This is a genomic window from Alishewanella sp. HH-ZS, from assembly GCF_001704375.1.
GTDB classification, from domain to species: domain Bacteria; phylum Pseudomonadota; class Gammaproteobacteria; order Enterobacterales; family Alteromonadaceae; genus Alishewanella; species Alishewanella aestuarii.
The window spans coordinates 88717-108850 of the sequence record NZ_LZEJ01000009.1; the positions used below are offsets into that span (position 1 = coordinate 88717).

General features: G+C 50.9%; 17 protein-coding genes and 1 tRNA gene. 4 read left to right on the forward strand and 14 right to left on the reverse strand.

Going from position 1 to position 20134, the window contains the following annotated elements; genetic code table 11:
* Nucleotides 1-48: 48 nt before the first annotated feature.
* The 5 genes from clpP to A9165_RS05295 all read right to left on the reverse strand — a co-directional run bounded on the left by clpP (nt 49) and on the right by A9165_RS05295 (nt 5793).
* On the reverse strand, nt 49-654 hold the full coding sequence (gene clpP / locus A9165_RS05270) for an ATP-dependent Clp endopeptidase proteolytic subunit ClpP (RefSeq protein WP_008607512.1): 606 nt from the start codon (nt 652-654) through the stop codon (nt 49-51).
* A gap of 134 nt (nt 655-788) precedes the next feature.
* Entirely contained in the window at nt 789-2099 is a 1311-nt protein-coding gene (gene tig, locus A9165_RS05275; protein WP_065955158.1) for a trigger factor, read from the reverse strand.
* A gap of 255 nt (nt 2100-2354) precedes the next feature.
* A complete protein-coding gene (locus A9165_RS05280) occupies nt 2355-3608 on the reverse strand; it encodes a glutamate-5-semialdehyde dehydrogenase (protein ID WP_065955159.1) in 1254 nt (417 codons plus the stop codon).
* Nucleotides 3605-4726: a glutamate 5-kinase gene (gene proB, locus A9165_RS05285; protein ID WP_065955160.1), complete on the reverse strand. Its 1122-nt coding sequence runs from the start codon at nt 4724-4726 to the stop codon at nt 3605-3607. The genes A9165_RS05280 and proB overlap by 4 nt, the downstream gene beginning before the upstream one ends.
* Nucleotides 4727-5716: 990 nt before the next feature.
* A tRNA-Pro gene (locus tag A9165_RS05295) sits at nt 5717-5793 on the reverse strand.
* A 198-nt stretch (nt 5794-5991) separates the two neighbouring features.
* Here A9165_RS05295 and folD point away from each other — a divergent pair.
* Nucleotides 5992-6852: a bifunctional methylenetetrahydrofolate dehydrogenase/methenyltetrahydrofolate cyclohydrolase FolD gene (gene folD, locus A9165_RS05300; RefSeq protein WP_065955162.1), complete on the forward strand. Its 861-nt coding sequence runs from the start codon at nt 5992-5994 to the stop codon at nt 6850-6852.
* A gap of 72 nt (nt 6853-6924) precedes the next feature.
* Here the strand turns inward: folD and cysS are convergent, their stop codons facing one another.
* Entirely contained in the window at nt 6925-8304 is a 1380-nt protein-coding gene (cysS, locus tag A9165_RS05305) for a cysteine--tRNA ligase (RefSeq protein WP_065955174.1), read from the reverse strand.
* Nucleotides 8305-8439: 135 nt separating this feature from the next.
* On the opposite strand from cysS, the gene A9165_RS05310 reads away from it, so the two are divergent.
* Entirely contained in the window at nt 8440-8937 is a 498-nt protein-coding gene (locus tag A9165_RS05310; protein ID WP_008607473.1) for a peptidylprolyl isomerase, read from the forward strand.
* A 15-nt stretch (nt 8938-8952) separates the two neighbouring features.
* Nucleotides 8953-9699: a UDP-2,3-diacylglucosamine diphosphatase gene (locus A9165_RS05315; protein WP_065955163.1), complete on the forward strand. Its 747-nt coding sequence runs from the start codon at nt 8953-8955 to the stop codon at nt 9697-9699.
* A gap of 6 nt (nt 9700-9705) precedes the next feature.
* Here the strand turns inward: A9165_RS05315 and A9165_RS05320 are convergent, their stop codons facing one another.
* Nucleotides 9706-10491 carry a tRNA-(ms[2]io[6]A)-hydroxylase gene (locus A9165_RS05320; protein WP_065955164.1) on the reverse strand — a complete coding sequence of 262 codons (786 nt, stop codon included), beginning with the start codon at nt 10489-10491 and terminating at the stop codon, nt 9706-9708.
* A 204-nt stretch (nt 10492-10695) separates the two neighbouring features.
* On the opposite strand from A9165_RS05320, the gene A9165_RS05325 reads away from it, so the two are divergent.
* Entirely contained in the window at nt 10696-11295 is a 600-nt protein-coding gene (locus A9165_RS05325; RefSeq protein WP_008607470.1) for a Yip1 family protein, read from the forward strand.
* 79 nt (nt 11296-11374) lie between these two features.
* Here the strand turns inward: A9165_RS05325 and purF are convergent, their stop codons facing one another.
* From purF to A9165_RS05360, 7 genes are all read right to left on the reverse strand, one after another.
* Entirely contained in the window at nt 11375-12886 is a 1512-nt protein-coding gene (gene purF / locus A9165_RS05330; RefSeq protein WP_065955165.1) for an amidophosphoribosyltransferase, read from the reverse strand.
* Nucleotides 12887-12903: 17 nt separating this feature from the next.
* On the reverse strand, nt 12904-13392 hold the full coding sequence (locus A9165_RS05335; RefSeq protein WP_065955166.1) for a CvpA family protein: 489 nt from the start codon (nt 13390-13392) through the stop codon (nt 12904-12906).
* 59 nt (nt 13393-13451) lie between these two features.
* Nucleotides 13452-14114, reverse strand: a complete 663-nt coding sequence (locus A9165_RS05340) for an SPOR domain-containing protein (RefSeq protein WP_065955167.1) — start codon at nt 14112-14114, stop codon at nt 13452-13454.
* Nucleotides 14111-15391, reverse strand: a complete 1281-nt coding sequence (gene folC / locus A9165_RS05345; protein ID WP_065955168.1) for a bifunctional tetrahydrofolate synthase/dihydrofolate synthase — start codon at nt 15389-15391, stop codon at nt 14111-14113. The genes A9165_RS05340 and folC overlap by 4 nt, the downstream gene beginning before the upstream one ends.
* A gap of 16 nt (nt 15392-15407) precedes the next feature.
* The gene (gene accD, locus A9165_RS05350) at nt 15408-16268 is read right to left on the reverse strand and encodes an acetyl-CoA carboxylase, carboxyltransferase subunit beta (protein WP_008607463.1); all 861 of its coding nucleotides are present in this window, start codon (nt 16266-16268) and stop codon (nt 15408-15410) included.
* Nucleotides 16269-16418: 150 nt separating this feature from the next.
* Nucleotides 16419-17207: a tRNA pseudouridine(38-40) synthase TruA gene (gene truA / locus A9165_RS05355; protein WP_008607462.1), complete on the reverse strand. Its 789-nt coding sequence runs from the start codon at nt 17205-17207 to the stop codon at nt 16419-16421.
* A gap of 52 nt (nt 17208-17259) precedes the next feature.
* The gene (locus A9165_RS05360; RefSeq protein ID WP_065955169.1) at nt 17260-19884 is read right to left on the reverse strand and encodes a FimV/HubP family polar landmark protein; all 2625 of its coding nucleotides are present in this window, start codon (nt 19882-19884) and stop codon (nt 17260-17262) included.
* Between the last annotated feature and the right edge of the window lie 250 nt (nt 19885-20134).

Genomic DNA, 20134 nt, shown 5'->3' on the forward strand with positions numbered 1-20134 from the left:
AACTACCTCTTGTTCAACCAGCCGGGCCAAAACCCGGCCTGCTTTAAATTATTTCGCATCCCGCTGCGTTAATATGGCATCGATCAGGCCATAGTCCAAGGCTTGCTGCGCGCTTAAGAAGTTATCGCGCTCGGTATCCTTGCACACTTGCTCATAGCTCTTGCCTGAGTGTTCCGCCATTAAGCGGTTTAGCTTCTCTTTGATACTTAAAATCTCCCGGGCATGGATCTCAAAATCCGTTGCCTGGCCCTGGAAGCCCCCTAACGGCTGGTGAATCATCACCCGGGCATTAGGTAAACAGTAACGCTTACCTTTGGTACCACCGGATAACAGGAAAGCGCCCATACTTGCTGCCTGACCAACACACACAGTAGCGATATCCGGCTTGATATAACGCATCGTATCATAAATCGATAAACCCGCCGTGACCGAACCGCCCGGTGAATTGATATAAATATAGATGTCTTTTTCCGGATTTTCAGATTCAAGGAACAATAATTGGGCGACAATCAGATTCGCCATATGGTCTTCAACCTGACCAGTCAGGAATATTACCCGCTCTTTTAACAGACGCGAGTAAATATCAAAAGAGCGTTCACCCTTGGCGGTTTGTTCAATGACGATGGGTACTAAGGCGTTGACAATCTCATTCATGTCACGAGACATTGGCATAATCTGGGATCCCTTCTCTTAAAGCTGTAAGGTGTCGAAAATAGCGGTGCCGCAAAATAAAATGGCCCGAACAGGTGTCCGAGCCATTAAAACCGTGCCAGCCTAAGAAGTCAATCTTAGTTAGCAGCCTTCGGGTTCATAATCTCATCGAAAGCAGCAGCTTGTTCAGTTACTTTAGCAGCTGCCAGCACTACATCAATCGCCTGCTCTTCTAAAGCCACGTTACGCATACTTTGCATCAGCTCTTTGTTGCCTTTGTAGTACGCCACGACTTCAGCCGGATCTTCGTAGGCAGACGCCACGTTATCGATCAGCTCTTGTACCTTAGCTTCGTCAACTTTCAGGCTGTTAGTCTTGATGATTTCGCCCAATAACAGACCGACTTTAACGCGATCTTTCGCCTGCTCTTCGAACAGAGAAGCTGGCAGCTCTGGTAATTGCTTCGGATTTACGTTCTGACCAAAACGCTGCATCGCTTGCTGACGCAGTACATCAACTTCGCTGGCGATCAGGGCTTTTGGTACTTCAACTTCATTAGTTGCCAGTAAGCCTTTGATGACCTGCTCTTTCACTTTACCTTTAATGGTTTGCTTCAGCTCGCGTTCCATATTCTTACGTACTTCAGCTTTCAGTGCGTCAACAGTGGCTTCAGTTAAACCAAACAGCGCCGCGAACTCGTCGTTCAGCTCAGGCAGTACTTGCTGCTCAACTTTGTTTACCGTTACAGCGAAGCTGGCGGCTTTACCTTTCAGGTTTTCCGCGTGGTATTCTTCCGGAAAGGTCACGTTAACGGTAACCGCTTCGCCGGCTTTTTTACCGATGATGTCATCTTCAAAGCCCGGGATCATCCGGCCCTGACCTAACTCCAGCACGAAGTTAGAGGCTTTACCGCCTTCAAACTCTTCGCCGTCGATAGAACCAACGAAATCGATGGTAACGCGGTCACCAGAGGCAGCAGCAGCGTCTGAGGCTTCCCACTTGGCGTGTTGCTTGCGCAGCGTTTCCAGCATCTTGTTCAGATCGTCTTCAGAGATCTCAACCACTGGCTTAGTCACTTCCACTTTATCCAGTGCAGCAACAGTCACTTCCGGGTAGATTTCGAAAGTCGCAGTGAAAGCCAGATCTTTACCGCTTTCCAGCGCTTCCGGAGCAAAAGTTGGCGCACCGGCTGGGGTTAATTTGTGTTCGATAATGGCTTCGTAAAAAGCGCGTTGCATTTGCTCAGACGCCACTTCCTGTAGTACCGCCAGGCCAAAACGTTTTTGGATGATTGAAATAGGCGCTTTACCAGGACGGAAGCCATCGATACGCTGACGTTTTGCGACGTCACGCAGGCGGCTTTTTACTTCGTTATCTAATGTTGCAGCCGGCACAGTAATATTTACACGGCGCTCTAAACCCTGGGTGGTTTCAACAGAAACTTGCATCGTTTTACCTCAAATTCAATGTCAGGCGCCTTGGATACGCCGTACTGTCTTGGCCGGGTGTCGACAAACTTAGGATGAACCTGACCTGTTAATAATTGGACGCGGCATTATAGCGGGCTAGAAGCCGCGAGTCGAGCCCTTCAATTTACTGTATTTAAGTGTTTGTAAGAACTAATAAAAAACGGGCTTTCGTTAAACGAAAAGCCCGTTTTTTCTGCATTTTTTGCGACAAAAAGTCAGATTTATTTCGACCCGTTAGCCGCGCGTCTGCCCCTCCCCCTGGACCACAAATTTTTCAGTGGTCAAGGCTTCCAGTCCCATCGGGCCATAGGCATGTAATTTACTGGTAGAGATGCCAATCTCTGCGCCCAGCCCCAGCTCACCACCGTCAGAAAAACGCGACGACGCATTATGCATGACCACGGCCGTATCTACACTGGCGAGGAAGCGGTCAGCTGCGGCCTGATCAGCGGTGCAAATTACTTCAGTATGCTGACTGCCAAACTGATCAATATGCGCCAAAGCAGCAGCCAAATCATCCACTACCCGCACCGCAATTTCCGGAGCCAGATACTCCTGACCAAATTCGTCATCGGCAATCGGCGAAGCGCCATTAAAGTAAGGCAAACTGCGCTGACAAGCATGCACCTTGACCTGATGTTCGGCCAGTGCCTGCGCAGCCAATGGTAAAAAGTCGGCCGCGACCGCCTGATGCACTAACAAGCCCTCCAGCGCGTTACAGACGCCGGGACGCTGTACTTTACCGTTTAGCAGTAGCTTAAGCGCCATAGCCGGATCAGCTGCCTTATCAACATACAGATGGCAGACACCTTTAAAATGCTGGATCACCGGAATCCGGCTCTGCTCGGTGACAAAGCGGATCAGGCCCTCGCCACCGCGTGGGATCACTAAGTCGATATACTCTTCCTGCTTTAATAAGGCTAACAGCAGGTTACGATCCGGATCCGGTACTATCGTCAGTACCTCAGGCGGCAACTGATGCTCGGTTAATGCCTGACGCATCGCACTGGCAATCGCCAGACTGGTTTTAATCGCCTCGCGGCCACAACGCAGGATCACCGCATTACCGGCTTTAAAGCACAAGGCCCCGGCATCGGCAGTGACATTAGGCCGAGCTTCGTAAATCATACAAATTACGCCCAGCGGAATACGGCGCTTACTAATTTTAATGCCATTTGGCCGCTGCTCGATAAAGCGGCTTTGCCCGACCGGATCCGGCAACTGAATAATTTGTTCAATGGCCGCCGCCATCGATTCAATACGCTGCTCGTTGAGCGTCAGGCGATCCAGCATAGCGGCACTGGTGCCATTCGCGGCCGCTTCGGCAACTTCAGCACGGTTTTCTGCCAGAATGGCAGGCGTAGCCAGGCGGATCTTGTCGGCAAAAGCTTGTAATACTGTATTTTTTTCAGCAGTGCTCAAGGTCGCAACCGCTTTGGCGGCCTGAGCGGCACCGGCGGCTAAACTGGCCGCAACATCGCTAGTCATAATTTCTCCAGTAACATCATTTCACTGCGGTGGATCACCGCATTACTGCCATTGGGGCAAAAACCCAGATAAGAGGCAATTTTTTCACTGTGCTGGCCTTTAATCGAAAACAACTGGCTGGCACTAAAGCGGCTGACACCTTTAGCTATCGAGCGCTTGCTAACCGAACAACGCACAATCACCGCATCGCCTGGCGCAAAGTCACCTTTTACCTGCACTATACCACTGCTCAATAATGAGGCGCCATGACTACACAGGGCGTTAACACAGCCATCATCGACCCAAATTTCGCCTTTGGCACGCAGGGTATGTCTAACCCAATGTTTTTTAGCCGGTAAGGGTATTTTCTGACCATAGAAAATAGTGCCCGGATTGTTACCCGCTAAAAGACACTGAAAGGTTGCTGCCTGATGACCATCGACAATCAGAGTATCCACCCCCTGAGCGGTGGCCTTTTCTGCCGCTTCAATTTTGGTGCGCATACCGCCGGTACCGACCCGCGAGCTGGCGCCACCTGCCAACGCATAGATCTCCGGGGTAATTTGCCTTACTTCCGGGATCAGTTTGGCGGCGGGATCTTTGTTTGGATCGGCGGTATATAAACCATTCACATCTGAGCAAATAATTAAGGCATCAGCCTGAACCACACTGGCGACCATCGCAGCCAGGTTATCGTTATCACCGACTTTCAGCTCATCGGTAGCGATAGTATCGTTTTCATTAACGATCGGTAAAACACCATGATCTAACAGCCGCTTCAGGGTATTTTTAACATTAATATGCCGCACCCGATCACTGAGATCGCCATGGGTCAGTAATACCTGGGCACAGGGGAAATCGAAGCAGCGGCTCCAGAAATTCATCATTTCGGTTTGACCAACAGCAGCCATAGCCCGTTTCAGTGCGATTGGCACCCGCTGATGTTGAAACTGAAAATGATGGCGACCGGCAGCGACGCTACCTGAAGAAACCAGGATCACTTCCCGGTTAAGTTGACGACATTGTTGAATAAATTCGGCAATAGGACGCAAATATCTTTCGCTGCATCCATCTTGGTCCGGCGCAATCAGGGCACTGCCGACTTTCAGTACTACCCTGCGCCAGGATGGCTTAAGCATAACTCCTCCATTGGTTGTTCCGCCGGCTATTCTAGCAAAAACTGTAACCCGGCACCACCTTGGTTACAATTTGCATCGCGTTCACGTTTCAACATAAGCATTATTATTCATAAATTTAGCATCAAACCACAAAAACCTTGCTGCTTTAATAGACGATAAAAAATAGCGAAAACTGTAATTAAATTACAAATTTAGTGGCTATGTTGCGGCTTGAGTGCCGCCTAGGATCGGTGGGCAGCTTAGTCTGGTATTGATTTGCGAAATGTTGGGTATAGCGGTGTGGATCAACGGAATGCTTACCACCTCGTTCGATTTCTGAGAGTCGTCATGACTCACCGATATTAGTTAAGCCCTTAGCTGCGGTAGAATTTTCGTAACAGCAGCAGGGATGCTGCGGAGGCTGAAAGGGCACAGGGATGTGATCCTTGAAGCCGGTGGAGAAAATTACTACCCTGCTAAGGGCGCTGCCCCAATCTCAACGCTACTATTGCTCATCGTTACGCAGGTTCTAATTCGGAGCATCCGGCGGCAAGCACACCGTACAACTTTGACGGGACACGCTGTGAATACATCCCTGTACGCTTGCATTTTTCATCCCTGAAAAATACAGTCCCTTACAAAGTGCACGGAATGCTTACCACCTCGTTCACTATCGTGTTACCAAGAGTTCTTTCAGACAGTATTCATTACATTCACCGAGCTTCGGTCGGAAATCGTGAATGCAGAAGCCCCTGCCGAACGAGGCGGTAAATGCATAGTACACTTTTCTGGGGACGTCTTTTTCAGGGATGAAAAAGAGGAGCCCCCAGGGATGGGTTCACGGCGTGCCCCAGGAAAGTTGTACGGCGCGTTTAGCCGCCGGATGCACTGCTCCAGACTCTGAATAACGAAATTTGGTTTTTATTGAACGGAAGAAATTAGGTTGGAATGTCTAGACGACAGACCTGAACTGCAAGTGATTTTTAACGTGAATAATGCTGGAAAATAAAGTGGTCGGTGATGCAGGATTTGAACCTGCGACCCCTTGGACCCAAACCAAGTGCGCTACCAAGCTGCGCCAATCACCGACTATGCTGCACTGCTGCAACGGGGCGGAATATTAACGCCCGCGACCTGTAGCGTCAAACTATTTTTTGCTAATTTCAGCCGATTGGCGATTATTTGAACCTAAAGCGAGAAAAAGCGGCGGTTGCCGATCAAGGATGGCAGAAAACTGGCTGCTGTGCGAAAATACTGCTTTCAAATCTGGCGGGAACTCAGCAGGCATGACAGCACAAATTATTGATGGTAAAGCCGTTGCCCAGGCAACAAAAGATAAGGTCGCAGCACAGGTTCGGGCACGGGTTGCCGCCGGTAAGCGTGCGCCAGGTCTGGCAGTGGTGTTAGTCGGTCTGGATCCGGCATCGCAGGTTTATGTCGGCAGCAAGCGCAAAGCCTGCGAGGAAGTGGGTTTTCATTCGGTGTCCTATGATTTGCCGGCAGACAGCAGCCAACAGCAATTATTCGATTTAATTGATCAGTTAAATCACGACCACAGCGTCGATGGTATCCTGGTTCAGCTGCCCCTGCCTGCCGGTTTAGATGCCTCGGCGATTTTAGAGCGGATTGATCCCAGAAAAGATGTCGATGGTTTTCATCCTTACAATATCGGCCGCCTGGCACAGCGGATGCCGGCACTGCGTCCCTGTACGCCGAAAGGCATTATGACCCTGCTGCACAGCACCGGGGTCAATATCAAAGGCATGGATGCGGTGGTCGTTGGTGCCTCTAATATCGTCGGCCGGCCAATGGCGCTGGAGCTGTTACTGGCAGGCTGTACCACTACCGTATGCCATAAATTTACTAAGAACCTGGAGCAGCAGGTGCGGCGTGCCGATTTACTGGTGGTGGCGGTCGGCCGGCCGGAATTTATTCCGGGTGATTGGGTTAAACCTGGTGCTTTAGTGGTCGACGTCGGTATCAACCGTCTGGATAGCGGTAAACTGGTCGGCGATGTCGACTATGCCAATGCAGTTAAGCATGCCCGCTATATCACGCCGGTACCGGGTGGTGTCGGCCCAATGACCGTTGCCAGCCTGATTGAAAATACGCTGGAAGCCTGTGAGCTCTATCACGACGCCAGCTAAGCTGCGCTAATTTATCAAGCCAATAAAAAAACCGCGGTAAAGCGGTTTTTTTATTGACTGTGGCGACAGGCTTTAAGCTTTACGCCAACTGGTGACACCGTTTTTATCTTCCAGCACTATCCCAAGCGCAGTCAGCTCGGCGCGGGCAGCATCGGCTGCCGCCCAATCTTTCGCCGCACGGGCGGCGTTACGTTTCGCTATTAAGGCTTCAATTTGTCCGACTTCATCATCCGAAGCGCCGGATTTTAAGAAGGCTTCGGCATCACCCTGTAAAATCCCCAGCACGCCGGCCAGAGTTTGTAACACCGCAGCTAACTCAGCGGCTTTGGCCGGCTCAGTGGTTTTAAAACGGTTTACTTCCCGCGCCAGTTCAAATAACACCGGTAAGGCTTCCGGCGTATTAAAATCATCATCCATCGCCGCTTTAAAGCGTGTGACATAGTCATTATTTAAATCGACCTGAGTTGCCGGCGTAATATCCCGCAGCGCATTATATAGCCGGCCCAGTGCCGCATGTGCCTGCTCTAGATTCTCTTTTGAGTAATTCAGCTGACTGCGGTACTGGCTGGATAATAAGAAGTAACGTACGGCTTCGGCATTGTACTGCGCCAGCACGTCTTTGACAGTAAAGAAGTTACCCAGCGATTTGGACATCTTCTCTTTATCAACCTGCACCATACCGGTATGGATCCAGGTATTAACGTATTTATGGCCATGGGCACAGGTCGACTGGGCAATTTCATTTTCGTGATGTGGAAACTGTAAGTCTGAACCGCCGCCATGAATATCAAAATGTGCGCCTAAATGTTTGGCACTCATGGCAGAACACTCGATATGCCAGCCTGGCCGGCCATTGCCCCACGGTGATTGCCAGTAAGGCTCACCCGGCTTGGCCGTTTTCCACAGCACAAAGTCCAGTGGATCGTCTTTACTATCCGAGACTTCTACCCGGGCACCGGCTTGCAACATCTCCAGATTTTGCTGGCTCAGTGCGCCATAAGCGTCATATTTGCTGACATCAAACAGCACATCACCGTCTTTGGCGATATAGGCATAACCTTTATCCAGCAGCTGCTGCACCATCAGGATAATCTCCTGCATATGGCCGGTCACGGTGGGTTCAATATCCGCCGGTAATAAGCCCAGCGCGTTAAAGTCGGCATGCATGGCCTGGGTAAAACGCGCCGTTAACGCATCACAGCTTTCGCCATTTTCTGCCGCCCGCTTAATGATTTTATCGTCAACGTCAGTGATATTACGCACATAGGTCACATCATAGCCGCAAAAGCGTAAATAACGGTTAATTACATCGAAAGCGACATAGGTACGGGCGTGGCCAACATGACAGTAATCGTAGATGGTAATACCGCAGACATATAAGCCCACTTTGCCCGGCGTAATAGGGGTAAAGACTTCTTTTTGACGGCTTAAGGTGTTGTAAATCTGCAGCATGCTGTCCTCGTAATTGCTGGCCCGGTAAAAAGAGAGATAGTGTAACATTGCCGGACAAGGCCCGCTATCCTTGCTTTGTTTATCACGGCGGCTGCGCTAGAATAGACGCACTTTAACCTGACAGGACCCTTTACTATGGTTAGCTTACATACCAATTTTGGCGTTATTAAACTGCAACTGTTCGCCGACAAGGCCCCCGCTACTGTTGAGAACTTTTTAAGTTATGTAAAAGATGGCTTCTTCGACGGTACCATTTTTCACCGGGTCATTGACGGCTTTATGATCCAGGGCGGCGGCTTTACTCCGGATATGGATCAAAAAGACACCAAGAAACCTATCAAAAACGAAGCCAATAACAAAGTTTCAAATAAAAAAGGCACCATTGCGATGGCTCGCACCAGCGATCCGCACTCAGCCACCTGCCAGTTTTTTATCAACGTCGCCGATAACAACTTCCTCGATTTCAGCTCAGAGAGCATGCAAGGCTGGGGTTACTGTGTATTTGGTGAAGTGATCGAAGGCATGGACGTGATTGATAAGATCCGTAAAGTGCGTACTGGTCGCTTTGCCGGCCATGCCGATGTACCAGTAGAGCCGGTCGTGATCGAGCGCGCTGAGCTGCATAGCGCTTAAGCGACATTTACGCTGATGGCGTTTACGCTTTTTATTGCCGATCTTCATCTGGCAGCAGACAGGCCTGATATTACTCAGGCCTTTTTGCACTTCCTCGCTACTGAAACGCAGCAAGCCGATGCGCTCTATATTCTGGGTGATTTATTTGAAGTCTGGATTGGTGATGACAATCCGGAGCCATTACTGGCAGAGGTCGCAGCGGCACTGCATACGGTCAGTAAGCAGATGCCGGTATTCTTTATTCACGGCAACCGTGATTTCCTGTTAAAACAGCGCTACGCAAAACAGGCCGGCATCACCCTATTGCCGCCACAGCAGGTGATTGATCTTTACGGTACTCCTACGCTGATTATGCATGGCGATAGCCTCTGCACCCTGGATTTAGCCTATCAGAAATTCCGCCGCTGGTGGAATCAGCCCTGGTGGCAGACGCTGATGTTGTCGTTACCACTTAGCATACGACAGCGGATTGCCCGTAAAGCCCGCGAAAAAAGTGCTAAAGCGAAAGCGCAATATATGCGACAAGATGCCACCAGTATTATGGACGTGACACCAGAAGAAGTGCCAAAAGTGATGGCGCAATTTGGTGTGCAGAAACTGATCCATGGTCATACCCATAGACCTGCAGTACATCAGCTGCAGGTCTATGGCCTGCTTGCTGAGCGTTATGTGCTGGGTGACTGGTATACGCAAAGCAGCTATCTGAAAGTCACTGCCGAACAGTGGCAACTGGTATTTGATCCGCTGCCCGCGCTCTCCTGACTAGTATCAGGCGATCGCCTGCTCGCTTGCTACCGGTACCCCACTATGAAACTTAAAATCAGCATCCGGGCTTAAAATCAGCTCGGCTTCAACTTCGGCAAAAAACGCCACCCGCGCGCTGATATCGCTACCGGCAATCTGCTGCGCCAGACTCAGATAATCCTGATAATGACGCGCTTCCGAACGCAGTAGCGAAATATAAAAATCACCAATTGCACTAGGCAATAAAGGCGCTAAGCGGGCGAAACGCTCACAGGAACGCGCTTCGATAAAGGCACCACAAATCAGTTTGTCGACCAGCGCATTTGGCTCAAAAGTACTGACGTGCCTGAGCAAACCTTTGGCGTAACGGCTGGAGGTGATCTTGTCGTAGTGCACACCAAACTGCTGCATCATTTCCAGCACCTGATAAAAATGGTGTAGCTCTTCTTTAATCAGCAACACCATCTTATCGATCAGTTCCTGACCGTAAGCCGAACTGGCTTTGGGTAGCATCGACTTTTTCAGCTTATGCTCAGCCAGTTGCTGCCAGTCGCCAAGCTGGCGGTAGGTAAAATCTTCGTATGGCTTTAGCCATTGCAATAAGGCTTCAGCGCTTTGTTCGTCTACCGCATAGCGACGAATCAAAAACATCGCTGATTGTGCCGCTTTTAACTCACAGATCAGATGATCCGTCAGCAATACCGGTAAAGACTCGGGCCTCGCCGCTTGTACTAACCAGGCATCAGGGGTAACACAGCCAAGAAACTGCTGGATCGGTGCCAACAGCTGTTGATATTCGCAACTTTGCATCAGATAACCGCTCTAAAAATCAGCGGCAAAGTATACCGAATCGGTTACAGCGCCGCCAGCAGCTTCAGCTAGCTTGCTTTGCTGGTGTTTAAAAATTCAACGCCAGGCTTGACGAAGTTCTGACCATCAGTCATAACTTAACTACGGGCAACTGCGTTATTGCCCGGACAAGGGTGCAGTTTTGCAGTAATAAGGATAATAATTATGATACTAAACCATTTATGGGGCTTGTATGCCCACCCGAAAGAAGAGTGGCATACGATTGATGCCAGACACGAAAGTTTCCGCTACAGCATGATTCACATTTTATTGATCGCGCTGATCCCCTCTTTGTGTGCCTATTATTCAGCGGTGCATCTGGGTTGGAGCATCGGTGTGGGTGAAAGAATCTTTTTAACCGCCGAAAGCGCACGCTTGATGGCGGTGGCAATGTATATCGCCCTGATTGCCGGTGTCTTTGCACTGGGCTTATTAGCACATTGGATGGCCCATACCTTTGGCGCTGAACCCACTTATACCCAAACGCTGGAGCTGGCATCCTATACCTCAACGCCACTGTTTATGGTGGGTTTAGCCGCGCTGTATCCTGAGCTGTGGTTTGTAATGATGGTTGGTCTGGCCGGGCTAGCCTATTCGGTGTATTTGCTCTATGTCGGGGTACCGATCCTGATGCACATCCCGGAAGAACGTGGTTTTATTTATGCCAGTTCAGTGGTGACCTGCGGTCTGGTGCTGTTAGTGGTGGTACTGGCTGCCACAGCGATTCTATGGAGCTCGGGTTTTGGCCCTGCCTTTACACACTAACCGATAAAGACACACAAGCTACGACAAGGTAAAAAAACGGCTGCCAGTGGCAGCCGTTTTTGTTTGCTTAGCGCCGGACTCAACCCTCGTTATAGGTTTCCAGATGTGAGGCCATTGACATAACTGAAGCCACTTTAGCATCGTCACTACGCATCTGGTCCAGCCGGTTCAGATAATCCTGGTCGATATCGTTGGTGACGTAATGGCCATCAAACACTGAGGTTTCAAAACGTTTGATATCCGGATTTTCGCTACGTACTGCGGCGATCAGATCCGGCAGTGATTGGAAAATCAGGCCATCGGCACCGATGATCTGACAGATGCTTTCGACGTCATGGCCATGCGCAATCAACTCATTAGCCGATGGCATATCAATACCATAGACGTTCGGAAAACGAATTTCCGGCGCGGCAGAGGCAAAGTATACTTTTTTGGCACCGGCTTCCCGCGCCATTTCGATAATCTGGCCAGAGGTAGTACCGCGGACAATCGAATCGTCAACCAATAATACATTCTTACCTTTAAACTCCTGCCAGATCGCATTCAGCTTGCGCTTTACCGATTTCTTGCGCTGCGTTTGTCCTGGCATAATAAAGGTACGGCCGATATAGCGATTTTTCACAAAGCCCTGGCGATACGGTAAACCGAGGACACTGGCAATTTCCAGCGCTGCGTCATTACTGGTTTCAGGGATAGGGATCACCACATCGATATCCAGATGCGACCACTCGCGTTTAATTTTCTCGCCCAGATATTTCCCCATCGCCACGCGGGAGGCATACACCGAGATATTATCCATCGTCGAGTCTGGCCGCGCGAAATACACATATTCAAAGATACAGGGGGTATAGCTTGGGTTTTCTGAACATTGCTGGCTGTGCAGCTCGCCCTGCTCGGTAATATACACCGCTTCACCCGGCGAAATATCACGCAACACGGAGAAGCCATCCGCATCCAGCGCCACACTCTCTGATGCCACCATATATTCAGTGCCAGCTGGTGTTTCCCGCTTACCCATTACCAGTGGTCGGATGCCGTTCGGGTCGCGGAAGGCAATAAGGCCATGACCGATCACCAGGGCGACTGCTGCATAGCCACCGCGTACCTTACGGTGCACATTGGCAATGGCTTTAAAAATTTGCTCTGGCTCCAGCTGCATACTACTTTGCACTGCCAGTTCATGCGCCAGCACATTCAATAATACCTCGGAGTCAGAGGTGGTATTTACATGGCGGCGCGCCAGCCGGAAGATCTCGTCTTTCAGTTCATGCGCATTGGTCAGGTTACCATTGTGCGCCAGAGCGATACCAAAAGGGCTATTGACGTAAAATGGCTGTGCTTCCGCCGTGCTGGAAGAGCCCGCGGTAGGATAGCGAACATGACCAATACCAATTTTACCGGCCAGGCGCTGCATATGGCGGGTTTCAAAAACATCTTTAACCAGGCCATTCGCCTTGCGTAAGCGCAAGGTATTATTATCCACCGTAACAATACCGGCCGCATCCTGCCCACGGTGCTGTAACACTGTCAGACCATCATATAAGGCCTGATTGACCGGATACTTACCTACGATACCAACAATACCACACATTGAAATTTCCTCGCCGGCTAGGGCTTTTGCATAAAACTGGAATGGCTTTGCAAATACTCGAAAAACCATTCAATGATAAAACCAAATTCGGGGATCAATACCGATTGTCGCCACCAGTCACTGCTGGCAGCCGGGGTAAAGGCATCAGCGAAAAACAATAGCGCACTGACGACTAACACGCCACGCAGCGCACCGAAAATCAGCCCGAGCAGCCGATCGGTGCCAGACAGTCCCGTCGATTGCACCAGCTTGCTAATCAGATAGTTAATTAAAGCACCAACAATCAGTGCGCTGATAAACAAAATGGCGATCGCTACAGCGTTTCTGATGGTGTCGTCGGTAAGGTTAGTGAAAAAGCTGGCAAGATGCGGATAGTAAGAGCTGGCAATAAAGAAGGCGGCGATCCAGACGGTCAACGAGATAGCCTCTTTTACGAAGCCCCGGACCAGACTTATCACGGCGGATAAGGCAATGATCGCCAGAATGGTGAAATCAATCCAACTCATTTGCTACCAAAGGATGCTTATTGACGGCGCGCATTCTACCAAATTGCGCCGTGCAATAGCTAATTATTTTCCGCTGGCTGGTAATTGCTAATCACCAACCGCTCTACGCCGGTAAGCTGGCGTAGCTTAGGTAATCCCTGCTCCAGCTTTTCACGGCGAATTTCCGGGCCAACGAAGACACTGGTTAACTGCTGGCCACTAGCATTGGTAATGTCGCGGGTAAAGGTGGTAAAACCTTCCTGGCGCAACTTGGTCACCAGAGCATTGGCATTTTGACGGTTACTAAAACTGCCCACTCTGACAACCCAGGCAGCCTGATTCAGTGCTGGCGTAGTAGCTGATGGCGGGTTAGCCGCCGCCGGCTGACTTACCGTAGTAGGTGCCGGAGTTGTTGCAGTCTGGGTTTGCGCTTGCCCTGCCGCATCAACAGTCACAGTCGCAAATTGCTGTGATGGCAACTCTGGCCGACTGGCCGTTTGTTCGTCCAGCGGCACCTCACCCTGCTCTGGCTGTTGCTCGGAGACGACTTGCGCTTGCGTCAAGGCACTGTCATCAAAGGGTGCAACCTGCTGCACGCCTGCAAACTCCGGGCGCTCCGGAATGACCTGGAAATCGTCCTTCACCACCTGCTTTTGACCGTCCAGCAAGTCCGGCAAAAATATAATCGCCAGCATCAGTAAAATACTGGTACCGAGCAAGCGATGTTTAAATTTTGCACTCATTCTTCCTCCCGCGACAGCGCCAATACGCCGGCAACAGTAACAAAAGATCCAAAAACAACCAGCAAATCCGTCGCGGCCATGGCATCACGAAGCTGGGTAAAGGCCTGGGCCACATCCTGATGTTGCGTTGCCTGTACGGTCGGTAATACCGTATTTAGCGCCGCTGCCAGTTGCTCACTACTGGCTCCCCGATTACCGGGCAGGCTGACAAGATGCCACTCATCGATACAGGTCGTCAAGGGCAGTAGTGCCTGGGGCAAATCCTTATCTTTCAGCATACCCACCAGGCCAATCAGCCGCGGATAGCGTTGGCGCAGTTGTTGGAGTTGGCTCGCCAAATAAGCCACCGACTGCGGATTATGCGCCACATCAAGCAGAATTGCCGGTTGCTGTTGCAGCCACTGCATACGTCCGGGCAGGCTAAGCCCGGGTAACGCCTTTGCCAATAGTGCTGACTCAGGTAATACGCCCAGTTGCTCCAATACTGTCAGCGCCGTAGCGACATTTTGCAGTGGCACCGCCGGTATCGGTAAACCGCTGCGCTGCTGCTGTCCCTGCCAGCTCCAGTTATCGGCCTGCTGTTGATAATAATAATCGCGGTTGATCAGCAGCAACTTAGCCTGCGTCTGCAGTGCAACGGCACTGACACTTTGCGGTAGCTGCAGGTCGCCGCAAACAGCGACTTTATCAGCGCGGAAGACTCCGGCCTTTTCACGCCCGATACTTTCCCGATCCGGCCCCAGAAATGCCTGATGATCCAAGTCGATGGTGGTAATAACACTGATATCGGGCGCCACAATATTGGTGGCATCCAGGCGGCCGCCTAAGCCGACTTCAATCAAACAAAAATCCGGCTGCGCCGCACGCAGAATGGCAAAGGCTACCAGGGTGGTAAATTCAAAGTAAGTTAGCGGAATCTCCTGGCGTAAGCTTTCGACCTGCTGAAAAGCACTCAGCCAGGCATCATCTGCCACATCCTGGCCATCGATCCGCAAACGCTCATTGAAGCGCAGTAAATGCGGTGAGCTGTATACGCCTACCCGATAGCCCTGCGCCAGCAGCAATTGCTCCAGGGTGCGCGCTGTGGTGCCTTTGCCGTTGGTGCCGGCAATCAGGATAACCTTGCCAGGCAAAGCAGCTAAGTTACCGCGGCTGGCAACTTCGGTTACCCGCTGCAGACCCAGTTCAATTTTATCAATAGGATGGCTTTGTTCAATATAACAAAGCCAATCGGCCAGGGTATGGCACGATTGGCTGGTCAACGGCTGGACAGACATAACTCTCCGGAATGCATTACTCCGACTGCGGAGCAGGTAACTGCATAAACTTCGCTAAAAGTCGGGCAATTGTATCGCGCATTTTCCGCCGGTCAACGATCATATCAATAGCGCCGTGCTCCAACAGGAATTCGCTGCGCTGGAAACCTTCCGGTAGTTTCTCGCGTACGGTTTGTTCTATCACGCGCGGGCCGGCGAAGCCAATCAGTGCCTTGGGCTCACCGATATTGATATCACCCAGCATCGCCAGACTGGCCGAAACGCCACCCATGGTAGGGTCAGTTAATACCGAAATATAAGGCAGCCCCTGCTCACTCATCCGGGCCAGCGCAGCACTGGTTTTCGCCATTTGCATCAATGAGAACAAGGCCTCCTGCATCCGGGCACCACCACTGGCAGAAAAGCAGACAAAGGGGATTTTATGTTTCAGCGCATATTCAACGCCTGCGACAAACTTAGCACCGACGACAGAAGCCATCGAACCGCCCATAAATTCAAATTCAAAAGACGCCGCTACCACTGGCATACCATGCAGAGTACCGTGCATCACTACCATCGCATCTTTTTCATTGGTTTCTTTTTGGGCAGCGACGATCCGATCTTTATACTTCTTACTGTCTTTAAACTTTAATAAGTCTTGCGGCTCTAACTCAGCTGCCAGCTCGGTAGTTGAGTGCGTGTCAAAAAAATGCTGTAAACGGCTGCGGGCAGAGATCCGCATATGATGATCGCACTTTGGGCAAACCCCAAGATTACGATCCAGATCGGCTTTATACAGTACCGCATCGCAAGACGTGCACTTGGTCCACACCCCTTCCGGAATATTACGGCGATCTGACGATGACGTTCTGGGCAGAATCTTTTCTAACCAACTCATAACCTTTTCCTAATTTGGTAATTGCCGGCGGAAGCGGGCAAAAAATACGCTAAAACCATCGAAATGGCGAAAATGCGGCTATTAAAACACAAATCAAGCAGGGCAGAATACAGAAAACTGGTCTTAGTAGTGCGCGACGCTACCCTGCGTTCAGGTCGGTGGCAAAAATAACGGCCCCAGCTCAACCTGCGGTATCGCATAGTGCGCGGGATAATCGACCTCCACCAGATACAAGCCCCCTGCTTTCGCCGTTGCTGCCGCCTGGGTACGATCCCGGCTGGCCAGCAGTTGCGCCAGCCACGCAGGTGGCTGCCGCCGCATGCCGATTTCTAATAAGCTACCGGTAATATTACGCACCATATGATGTAAAAAGGCATTGGCCTTGATATCAAGGACAATATAGTCACCAAAGCGTTCAATGCGCAGATGATGCACATTGCGAAACGGCGTTTTTGATTGGCACTGGATGGCACGGAAAGCACTGAAATCCTGCTCCCCCAACAAGGCCGGCGCTGCTTGTTGCATCAGTGCAATATCCAGCTGCTGATGATAATGACTTAGCCCGGCGCGCAGAATAGCCGGACGATGTTTATGATTGTAAATTACGTAACGGTAACGGCGCGCTGTCGCGCTGAAGCGGGCGTGGAAATCGTCCGGTACAACCTTGGCCCAACGCACGGCAATTTGATCCGGCAGCTGGGCATTGGTACCCATCACCCAGGCTTTTTCATCCCGCACCGCGTCGGTATCAAAGTGCACCACCTGACCGGTGGCATGCACACCCGCATCGGTTCTGCCGGCACAAAAGAGTTCTACTGGCTGATTGGCCACTTTGGCCAGTGCTGTTTCCAGTTCCTGCTGCACGCTATTAACTTCGCGCTGACGTTGCCAGCCATAAAAGCTGCTGCCGTCATATTCGATTCCTAAGGCTATCCGCATCTTGGCCCCTACTAAATTTCGGGGCTAGTATAACCCAGCGAGCGTCAGTTACCTACTCTGGCCGCAGCTGACGTGCTTCGTCCTTAACATGTTCAGGTGCCACTGAGGTCAGGATTTCATCAATCAGCAGGGTTGCACTTTCAGGTTCATCCATCTCGATATAAGCCCGTACCAAATCTAACTTGGCGGCGAAGCCATTATCTTCCTGATCAACATCCATCTTGGTATGTTCACCGATAATATCGGCAAATTCATCCAAGCCAACATCCACATTCAGCTGTTCAAAACGGCTTTCGTCGTTATCAGGTTGTTCCAGCGCCGATAATAAATTATCAATTTCAACAAAATCGGTATCAGACAAGACCTCATCGGATGAGGGCGTAACCTCAGTCTGCTGCTGTTCCGTCTCAGCGCTACCTAAGTCAGGTTGCGCTTCAGGCTCATCCTGCTCAGCCGCTGGCGGCGTTATGTGCTCCAGTTCATCCAATAATTGCTCAAACTGACTATCTTCCAAATCGGTCAGATTCAGCTCTTCTGGTGTTAGCTCATTTACCGCTGTATCAAGCTGCTCAGCGTCCGGATCCGTCGTCAGATTTTCCAACTGCTGCGATAACAAAGCCAGCTGTTGCTCATCTTCCGGATCAAAATCAGACAAATCCAGTTCCGGATAGGTATCCAGTACCGCGCTGGGATTCTCAACGGCCAGCATCGCTTCTGAAGGTTGTTGTACCGACAAATCTTCGGCTTCAGTCAAATCAACGCTTGGCACCTCTTCAGCGTCAGACTCGATCTCCGGCGCAGCCATGGTATCCAGTAAATCGGCTTCTGCTTCGCTGGTTGTGACGAGCGGTAATTCTTGCTCTGCTTCCTGTTCCGCCAGCCATTCCTCATCTAAGATAGCGGCGTCTGACAACTCGGTGCTGTGATCTTCCTCATCTGATGCACTATGCTGCCCGGCAATGGCAGTTTGCTCTGCAGCCTGAATCAGTATATCGTCCAGCTCGCTCTGCAACCGCTCTTCGTCTTCGGTTAACAACTCATCCAGACTTGTCGTGTCCTGTTGTGCACCTTCGGCGGCGAGTTGCTCGGCAAAGGCTTCTAACTCTGAGCTATCAAAGCGGGGCTCAGCACCGGCAATTTCCTCAATACTCTCCGACGCTAGGAGGTCAGCTTGCTGCAGACTGTCTTCTTCCAGCCCAGCATCAAACTCGTCTGGCGTGATCTCCGGTTCTGCGACAACGGCAAGCTCTGCTGCTTGCGTATCGGGATCTTGTGGCCAGTCCAGCTCAATTTCCTCAAGCAAATTATCAATATCATCCTGATCAGTGAACTCAGTTTGCTCTCGCTCCACCTGAGCCGGGGTAAGTTCCGGTGCGGCCGCCGCTTCCGGTTCGGCAAACTCGATGATTTCCTCTGCTTCTGGTTCGTCCTCGGCCGCTAACAGCGAGGCCAGGTCAGTATCAGATAAGATATTGTTGGCATCAAAATTAAAATCTGCGCTCTCCGGTAAAGTTAAATCATCACTGCTTGGCGTGACTTCGGCATCGGAGACATCGTCCAGTGAAAAATCTAATTGATCGTCCTGCGGCACATCTAAGACATCTGTCGATAACACATCGACATCCAAATCGTCCAGCAAGATATCGTCGCTAAAATCACTCAGTCCGTCCTCTACGGCGGCACTGGTGCTGGCTTTTGCTACCGGGGTAGGCTCAAAGGCGTCGTCCAGTAAACTATCGTCTAGTGTAAAGAGACTATCGTCAAAGTCCTGACTGCTATCCAGTGGCGGTACCGGTGATTGATAACCGGCTGGCGCAACCGGCTCTTTCGTCGCAGCACTGATCACTTCTTCGGTCTTCTGACTACGACGTTTAAACCAGAACAACAAACCGACTAATGCCAGAATTGCCGGGAAAGAGGCCGCCAAAGCCCAAATCAGCGGGTTATTCAGCCAGGAACCACTGGCTGCCTGTTGCTGCGCCTGTGCTGCTGCCAGCTCTGCCAGACGACGGGCTTCCTGTTCAGCCAGTATTGCCTGCTGTTGCTCCAGTAACTGGTTCAGTTGCTGCTGTAACAGGCTATCTTCCGCTAACTGCGCTTTTAACCCCTCTAACTCTTGCTGCACCCGCCCCAGAGAACTGCGTAATTGTTCGTTTTCGCGGGCAATGCCTTCAATCAATAGCATTGAGCTTTGATAGTTATCTTTTAGCGCATTTAATTCGGTCAGTGCTTGTTGTTGCACCTGATTAGGTTTAGCGGCTTGCTCGCGCGCCCGGGCTCTGGCCTCTGCTTCACGGCGGGTACGCTCCGCCCAAGCCTGATCATCCAGTTCGGCTTTACGTCTGGCTTGCTCGGCATCGACACTGCGAATTTCCCGCAAATCTGGCAGGATTAAGATCGCGCCCGGCCGTAAATGATTAAAGTTAGCGTCATTAAAGGCACCAGGGTTTTTCAGAAAAAGCGCGTACATCACCTGATAGGTGGTCACACTGTCGTTGGGCTTAACCTGCTCGGCAATCCGCCATAGGGTATCGCTGGCCGTTAGCGGGCCAAACTGTTGCTGGATAAAGGCATTATCGCTGCTTTTCGGGCCACGGATCTGCGTTGGCGTACTTTGCGAGAACGCAAACGTCGAAAAATTGACAAGCAACAATACTAATAAAATACGAACGGGCATCAGTTTTCCTTAGCCGAGCAACCAGACTCACGTCATTAAGCCAAACTTTATTTCAGAGTTATGCAAACAGCGTTCCATCATTCTCAAAGTCAGCCCGACAACTATAATGCAGATGCACGAAACTGACCAGAGGTGAGCCTCTGTTACCCTGCACCGTTGCCGTTATTACCGCCAAAATTGGCATAGGGGCAGTCAGTGTAACTGACTGGCCCCTGCCACACCACCCGGCATGCGGGTCCGCACCGGGCGG

Coding starts and splice junctions, on each gene's coding strand:
- A9165_RS05315 (WP_065955163.1), top strand. CDS start 8,953: ATGGCGTTTACGCTTTTTATTGCCGATCTTCATCTGGCAGCAGACAGG.
- A9165_RS05340 (WP_065955167.1), bottom strand. CDS start 14,114: ATGAGTGCAAAATTTAAACATCGCTTGCTCGGTACCAGTATTTTACTG.
- folC (WP_065955168.1), bottom strand. CDS start 15,391: ATGTCTGTCCAGCCGTTGACCAGCCAATCGTGCCATACCCTGGCCGAT.
- proB (WP_065955160.1), bottom strand. CDS start 4,726: ATGCTTAAGCCATCCTGGCGCAGGGTAGTACTGAAAGTCGGCAGTGCC.
- folD (WP_065955162.1), top strand. CDS start 5,992: ATGACAGCACAAATTATTGATGGTAAAGCCGTTGCCCAGGCAACAAAA.
- purF (WP_065955165.1), bottom strand. CDS start 12,886: ATGTGTGGTATTGTTGGTATCGTAGGTAAGTATCCGGTCAATCAGGCC.
- A9165_RS05360 (WP_065955169.1), bottom strand. CDS start 19,884: ATGCCCGTTCGTATTTTATTAGTATTGTTGCTTGTCAATTTTTCGACG.
- tig (WP_065955158.1), bottom strand. CDS start 2,099: ATGCAAGTTTCTGTTGAAACCACCCAGGGTTTAGAGCGCCGTGTAAAT.
- clpP (WP_008607512.1), bottom strand. CDS start 654: ATGAATGAGATTGTCAACGCCTTAGTACCCATCGTCATTGAACAAACC.
- cysS (WP_065955174.1), bottom strand. CDS start 8,304: ATGCTGCAGATTTACAACACCTTAAGCCGTCAAAAAGAAGTCTTTACC.
- truA (WP_008607462.1), bottom strand. CDS start 17,207: ATGCGGATAGCCTTAGGAATCGAATATGACGGCAGCAGCTTTTATGGC.
- accD (WP_008607463.1), bottom strand. CDS start 16,268: ATGAGTTGGTTAGAAAAGATTCTGCCCAGAACGTCATCGTCAGATCGC.
- A9165_RS05280 (WP_065955159.1), bottom strand. CDS start 3,608: ATGACTAGCGATGTTGCGGCCAGTTTAGCCGCCGGTGCCGCTCAGGCC.
- A9165_RS05335 (WP_065955166.1), bottom strand. CDS start 13,392: ATGAGTTGGATTGATTTCACCATTCTGGCGATCATTGCCTTATCCGCC.
- A9165_RS05310 (WP_008607473.1), top strand. CDS start 8,440: ATGGTTAGCTTACATACCAATTTTGGCGTTATTAAACTGCAACTGTTC.
- A9165_RS05320 (WP_065955164.1), bottom strand. CDS start 10,491: ATGCAAAGTTGCGAATATCAACAGCTGTTGGCACCGATCCAGCAGTTT.
- A9165_RS05325 (WP_008607470.1), top strand. CDS start 10,696: ATGATACTAAACCATTTATGGGGCTTGTATGCCCACCCGAAAGAAGAG.